This is a genomic window from Mesorhizobium sp. M7A.F.Ca.MR.148.00.0.0, assembly GCF_003997735.1.
GTDB lineage: Bacteria > Pseudomonadota > Alphaproteobacteria > Rhizobiales > Rhizobiaceae > Mesorhizobium.
The window spans coordinates 1-825 of sequence record NZ_RZTB01000329.1 but is presented as its reverse complement, the minus strand read 5'-3'; the positions used below and the strand labels follow the sequence as shown (position 1 = coordinate 825).

General features: G+C 53.1%; 1 protein-coding gene. It reads left to right on the top strand.

The annotated features are described in order from the left end of the window. Positions 1-378 precede the first annotated feature (378 nt). Positions 379-738 (top strand): hypothetical protein, encoded by a 360-nt coding sequence (locus EOB49_RS34310; RefSeq protein WP_127383534.1) that lies wholly within the window; start codon positions 379-381, stop codon positions 736-738. Positions 739-825 lie beyond the last annotated feature (87 nt).

Genomic DNA, 825 nt, shown 5'->3' with positions numbered 1-825 from the left:
ATTCGATTTTGCGTCACCCGTCCCCATGGAAGCGACGGTATGCACCGCAAGCTCAATCTTGCAAGGATCAATGCCTGACTTCTTTTGGGTATATCCGGGTATATCGAATATATAGTCGCTTGCATAAAGGCGATTATGTACTTTGCGAACATACGCTGCCATGTGCTAGGTTTTTGACCTCACCACAGGGCGGGGATTTCGTTGTGGCAGTGCATCATCCGATTGCCTTTTGCCCGGTTCATGGTGTTTTCCAAGCGACCGCAATTGCCATGACTGGCAATTCCTCAGGGACTTTTCTTCACTCCCGAACCAATTGCCCGCAATGTGGTGCGATGTCGGAAATTCTTCCGGGCCGATTACGAGACGACAGGCGACCGGATGAACATCTTACTTGACGACAGCATTTCCCCGGCTGCGCTTGGTGCGTTGCGCGAGATCGTAAGGCGGCTTCAGCGTAACGAGATCACCCCAGCCCAAGCTACAGTGCAGGCGGAAAGCATCACCCCAAAGGCCGGCAAGCTCTTTGATGTCGCTGACTGGTCGGACGGTGCGAAAGCCACGCTCTACGCATCCATCATTGGAGCTATCGCTTTGGTCGCGGCCGCCAAGATGTCCTCATCAGGCGGGGGCGATCAGCCTCCAATTGTCATTGAGAACATTATTGAGACCCGGACAAACTCGCTACGAGATTCAACGTCGCTGCCATATATCCCCATTCCAACGCCGCGACCAAAATAACACCACTTAGGACGCCTGTCGGCACGCTAACAAAAACAGGTTCAAACCGTGAACAAAATCTGGCATGGTGCCTGGCATGCCGATCAT